At 65.7% G+C, this 4,836-nt stretch carries 4 protein-coding genes; all 4 read left to right on the forward strand.

All coding sequences use genetic code 11. From position 1 onward, the window contains the following. A partial coding sequence (locus tag ABSG20_RS30080; protein ID WP_423868098.1) for an ABC transporter permease occupies positions 1 to 813 on the forward strand: 813 nt, incomplete at its 5' end. Further along, positions 810 to 1,829, forward strand: a complete 1,020-nt coding sequence (locus tag ABSG20_RS30085) for an ABC transporter ATP-binding protein (protein ID WP_423868099.1) — start codon at positions 810 to 812, stop codon at positions 1,827 to 1,829. The genes ABSG20_RS30080 and ABSG20_RS30085, both read left to right, overlap by 4 nt. Before the next feature lie 5 nt (positions 1,830 to 1,834). Further along, entirely contained in the window at positions 1,835 to 2,860 is a 1,026-nt protein-coding gene (locus ABSG20_RS30090; protein WP_423868101.1) for an ABC transporter ATP-binding protein, read from the forward strand. 61 nt (positions 2,861 to 2,921) lie between these two features. Continuing rightward, complete coding sequence (locus ABSG20_RS30095; RefSeq protein ID WP_423868100.1) at positions 2,922 to 4,418, forward strand: ABC transporter substrate-binding protein; 1,497 nt, start codon at positions 2,922 to 2,924, stop codon at positions 4,416 to 4,418. Positions 4,419 to 4,836: the final 418 nt, after the last annotated feature.

The following is a 4,836-nucleotide window of genomic DNA, read 5'->3' on the forward strand; positions in this document are numbered from 1 at the left end:
CTTCGTCACCGCAGCTTCGTGGCGGGCGGGTCCCTCAGCATGGTGGTCGCATCGGCGGCGCTGTTGTCGCTGGTCTGGACGCCATGGTCCGCCTACGAACTCGACATGGCGCACAAACTCAATCCGCCCTCGGCGATGCACTGGCTCGGCACCGACATTCTCGGCCGCGACATCGTCTCGCAGCTTTTGGTCGGTGCCCGCAGTTCGATCATGGTTGGCGTCATCGCGGTTGACATCGGCCTTTTGTTCGGCGTTTGCCTGGGCCTGCTGGCGGCCGCGCGCAAGGGATGGGTCGAGGAACTGATCATGCGGGTCGGCGATTTCACCTTCGCATTCCCGGCGGTGCTTTCCGCGATCATGCTCGCCGCCGTTGCCGGACCGGGCATGCTGACGTCGATCATCGCGATCGGCATGTTCCAGATTCCGACCTTCGTGCGCATCACCCGCGGCTCCGCCAATGCGGTCTGGGCAAGGGAGTTCGTGCTTGCCGCGCGCGCCTCCGGCAAGGGCAGGTTTCGCATTACGATCGAGCATGTGCTGCCAAATGTCCTCTCGATGCTGATCGTGCAGGCGACGATCCAGTTCGCGCTTGCCATCCTTGCCGAGGCGGCGCTGTCCTATCTCGGCCTCGGTACCCAGCCGCCACAGCCATCCTGGGGACGCATGCTCAACGATGCGCAGAGCCTGCTGTTTCAGTCGCCGAGCCTTGCCGTGTATCCCGGCCTTGCGATCGCAACCGCGGTGCTCAGCCTCAATCTTCTGGGGGACGGATTGCGTGACCTGTTCGACCCCCGCCTGGCCCGGGAGCGATGATGGCGAGCCGGACCGGCAGCCTGCCGCTGCTCGAAGTCGAGAACTTGCGGGTTCGGCTCAACACCAGCCGTGGCCCGGCCGATGCGGTGCGCGGCGTGAGCTTTTCGCTCAACCGCGGCGAGACGCTGGGGCTGATCGGCGAATCCGGCTGCGGCAAATCCGTTACCGCCATGGCGCTGATGGGGCTGTTGCCGGACAGCGCCGTCATCAGCGGCAGTATCCGGCTCGGTGGCCGCGAGCTCGTGGGCCTCCCCGAGCCCGACTATTGCCAGTTGCGCGGCAACCGTATCAGCATGATTTTCCAGGAGCCGATGACGGCCCTTAACCCGATGCACACGATCGGTCGCCAGGTCGCGGAGCCGCTGCGGCGGCACAAGGGCCTTGCGGCTGCCGAGGCCCGCCGCGAAGCGATCGCGCTGCTTGACCGTGTCGGTCTTCCCGATGCCGCGGGGCGTGCCTCGGCCTATCCGCACCAGTTTTCGGGTGGCCAGCGCCAGCGCGTTACGATTGCCATGGCGCTGGCCTGCCATCCCGATCTATTGATCGCCGACGAGCCGACCACCGCGCTCGACGGCACCATCCAGCGGCAGATCCTCGATCTGATTGCCGATCTCGTCGCCGAGCGCGGCATGTCGATGATCCTGATCTCGCACGATCTCGGCGTCATCGCCGAAAACGTGCAGCGCATGATGGTGATGTATGGCGGCTCCGTGGTCGAGAACGGCTTAACCGCGGTGGTGTTTGCCGAAATGGGCCACCCCTACACCCAGGGCCTGTTCCGGGCGCGGCCGCATCTCGGCGCGCCGAAGGGCACGCGCCTGCAGACCATCGCCGGTACCGTCCCCGAACTCGCCGACCTGCCGGCCGGCTGCGTTTTCGCGGAGCGCTGCGCCATCGCCGAGGAGCGCTGCAGAAACACCTTGCCGCCGCCGGTCATGGTCGCTGCCGGCCACACGGTGCGCTGCCTGCGCACCGATCTCTCGATGGCGAACCGGGCGGGTGCGAGGAACCCATGAACATGATGGCGGGGACACCGGCGCCGGCTCCCGAAAGGCCGCTGCTCGAAGTCGATGACCTGGTGCAGCGCTACACGCTGCCGCGCCAAAACCTGTTCAGGCCCGCGCCCGAAGTGCTCGCGCTCGATGGCGTCAGCGCGAAGGTGATGGCGGGCAAGAGCCTCGGCATGGTCGGCGAATCCGGCTCCGGCAAATCGACCTTCGCGCGAGCGGTGATGGCGCTGGAGACGCCGACCGCAGGCAAGGTGTCATTGCTCGGACGCGACCTGCACCGCCTGCCGGCCGGCGAGCTGCGTCGGGCGCGGCGCGACTTCCAGATGGTGTTCCAGGATCCCTACGGCTCGCTCGATCCGCGCCAGACCGTCGCCCGTATCGTCGCCGAACCGCTGACCGCGCTCGGCCGCATCGATCGCGGCGAACAGCGCGCGCGCGTCGCCACGGTGCTGAAGCAGGTAGGCCTGCGTGAGCCCGACATGGGCAAGTATCCGCATGAGTTCTCCGGCGGTCAGCGCCAGCGCATCGCCATCGCCCGGGCCCTGATCACCCAGCCGAAACTGATTGTCGCCGATGAGCCGGTCAGCGCGCTCGACGTTTCGGTGCAGGCCCAGGTGCTCAATCTGCTGCAGGACCTGCAGGACCAGTTTCGGCTGACCTATGTGCTGATCAGCCATGACCTTGCGGTGGTCGATTATCTCTGCGATGAAATCGCGGTGATCTATCTCGGCAAGATCGTCGAGCAAGGCCGGCCCGAGGATCTGTTCGGCCGCTGCGCGCATCCCTATACGCGCGCTTTGCTGGAGGCTGTGCCGCGGATGCGCCCTGGCCTTGGCCGGCAGCGCCGCGGAGCGCAGGCGGTTGCCTCCCAACCCCTGCGGTCCACCGGTTGCGCCTACGCCCCACGCTGTCCCCACGCCGATGCCCATTGCCGCGCCATTTCGCCGGTGCTGCAACCCGTCGGCGCCGGACATTTCGCCGCCTGCCACCACGCCGAAACCATCATGGGGTTGCCTCCCGTGTCCGCCGAGGTGTGATAGCATGGCGCTCGATCTGGGTTCGATGGGTTAGCTGGTTGGTGCCGTCAGGAGCATTCGGATGTTCAGGAAGCTGGTCATGTTCGCGGCCGCCGCGGCCGTCGGACTATTGCTGTCACCGCAAGCGGGATCGGCGCAGGGCAACAAGGACAGCGTCGTCATGGGCATGACGCTCGAGCCGCCCGGTCTGGATCCGACCAATGCGGCCGCCGCGGCCATTGCCGAGGTCACGCTGTACAACGTCTTCGAGACGCTGACCAAGGTGAAGGAAGATGGCTCGGTCGCGCCGCTGCTTGCCGAAAGCTGGGAGACCGCGCCCGACCTCAAGACCTACACCTTCAAGCTGCGCAAGGGCATCGCGTTCCAGAATGGCGAACCGTTCAACGCGGAAACCGTGAAATTCTCCTATGAGCGCGCCGCCGCGCCCGCCAGCACCAACAAGGACAAAAGCCTTTTTCAGGGCATCGCAGAGATCACGACGCCGGATTCCGAAACCGTCGTGATCAAGCTGAAGCATCCGGAGCCCAACCTGCCGTTCCTGCTCGGACAGGCCACAGCTTCGATGGTCGAGCCCAAGAGCGCGCCGACCAACGCGGCCAAGCCGGTCGGCACCGGGCCCTTTGTGCTCACCGCCTGGGCCAAAGGCTCTTCGATCACGCTTTCCAAGTGGCCCGGATACCGCAATGCGGCCGCCATCAAGCTGACCAGGGTGACGATCCGCTTCATCAGCGATCCCTCCGCGCAGGTCGCCTCGCTGCTCTCCGGCGACATCGATGCCTTTCCCCGCGTCGCTGCCGCGCGCAGCCTGCCGCAGTTCAAGGCCGACCCGCGTTTTGCCGTGCTGATTGGCGGCTCGCGCGCCAAGACCATCGTCGCCATCAATAACAGGAAGAAGCCGTTTCAGGACCTGCGGGTGCGGCGCGCCATCCTCGCCGCGATCGACCGCCAGGCGATGATCGAAGGTGCCAGCGATGGCTTCGGCGTGCCGATCGGCAGTTTCTACACGCCGGGCTCGCTCGGTTATGTCGACACCACCGGCATCAATCCGTTCGATCCCGACAAGGCCAGGAAGCTTCTTGCCGAAGCCGGCGTGACGACGCCGTTGGAAGTGAGCCTGAAGCTGCCACCGCCGTCCTATGCGCGGCAGGGCGGCGAAGTGCTGGCGGCGCAGCTCGCCCAGATCGGCATCATTGCCAAGATCGAGAATGTGGAATGGGCGCAGTGGCTGTCGTCGGTGTTCACCGGGCCGCACAACTACGATCTCACCATCGTCGCGCATGTCGAGCCGTTCGATCTCGTGAAATTCACCGAAGACAGCTTTTACATAGGCTACAAGTCCGAGGCCTTCGATGCGCTCTACAAGTCGATCACCGAGGCGGCGAACGACGCCGACCGCGCCAAACTGCTTGGCGAGGCCCAGCGCATGCTGGCCACCGACGCCGCCGCGGGCTTCCTGTATCAACCCGAATTGATCAGCATCGCCAACAAGCGCCTGAAGGGCGTGTGGGCGGAAGTACCCCAGTTCGCCAACGACTTCTCCGGCTGGTATTGGGAATAATGGCGGGCGCCGTCCTTGAGGGCCGCTTCTGCGGCGGGCGCAAAGCCGACAGTCGCAGGACCTGCAGGCATGGAGAGCGCCACTCGTTTCCCCGGCACGACCTGGCAACGTTAGCGTTGATGCATCGGAATACTGGATCGCTCGCTTGCGGCCTGTCGCCGAGCGGCGCCTTGCGCCGACCCGCTGGCGGGCGATCACGACCGGGAGCAGCGGCAGGATTGCTGAGCCACGAAACTCTACCGATGCAAATGTCAAACAGCCCATCCCGGACACACGTCAACGCCCCGCGGCGCGATGCGCCCGAGCTTTTGCCAGGAAACTCAACGCCCTTGAAGTAGAGGGCGTGGGGAATGCCGGATGCCCAGTGGCACCCGCAGCCTCGCGTGCAGAAAACGGCCATCACGCACACGAGTATTCA

This window comes from Bradyrhizobium sp., from assembly GCF_049512235.1.
GTDB lineage: Bacteria > Pseudomonadota > Alphaproteobacteria > Rhizobiales > Xanthobacteraceae > Bradyrhizobium.

Excerpts from the sequence above, each read along its gene's own strand:
- ABSG20_RS30085 (WP_423868099.1), top strand. The coding sequence starts at position 810 with ATGATGGCGAGCCGGACCGGCAGCCTGCCGCTGCTCGAAGTCGAGAAC.
- ABSG20_RS30095 (WP_423868100.1), top strand. The coding sequence starts at position 2,922 with ATGTTCAGGAAGCTGGTCATGTTCGCGGCCGCCGCGGCCGTCGGACTA.
- ABSG20_RS30090 (WP_423868101.1), top strand. The coding sequence starts at position 1,835 with ATGGCGGGGACACCGGCGCCGGCTCCCGAAAGGCCGCTGCTCGAAGTC.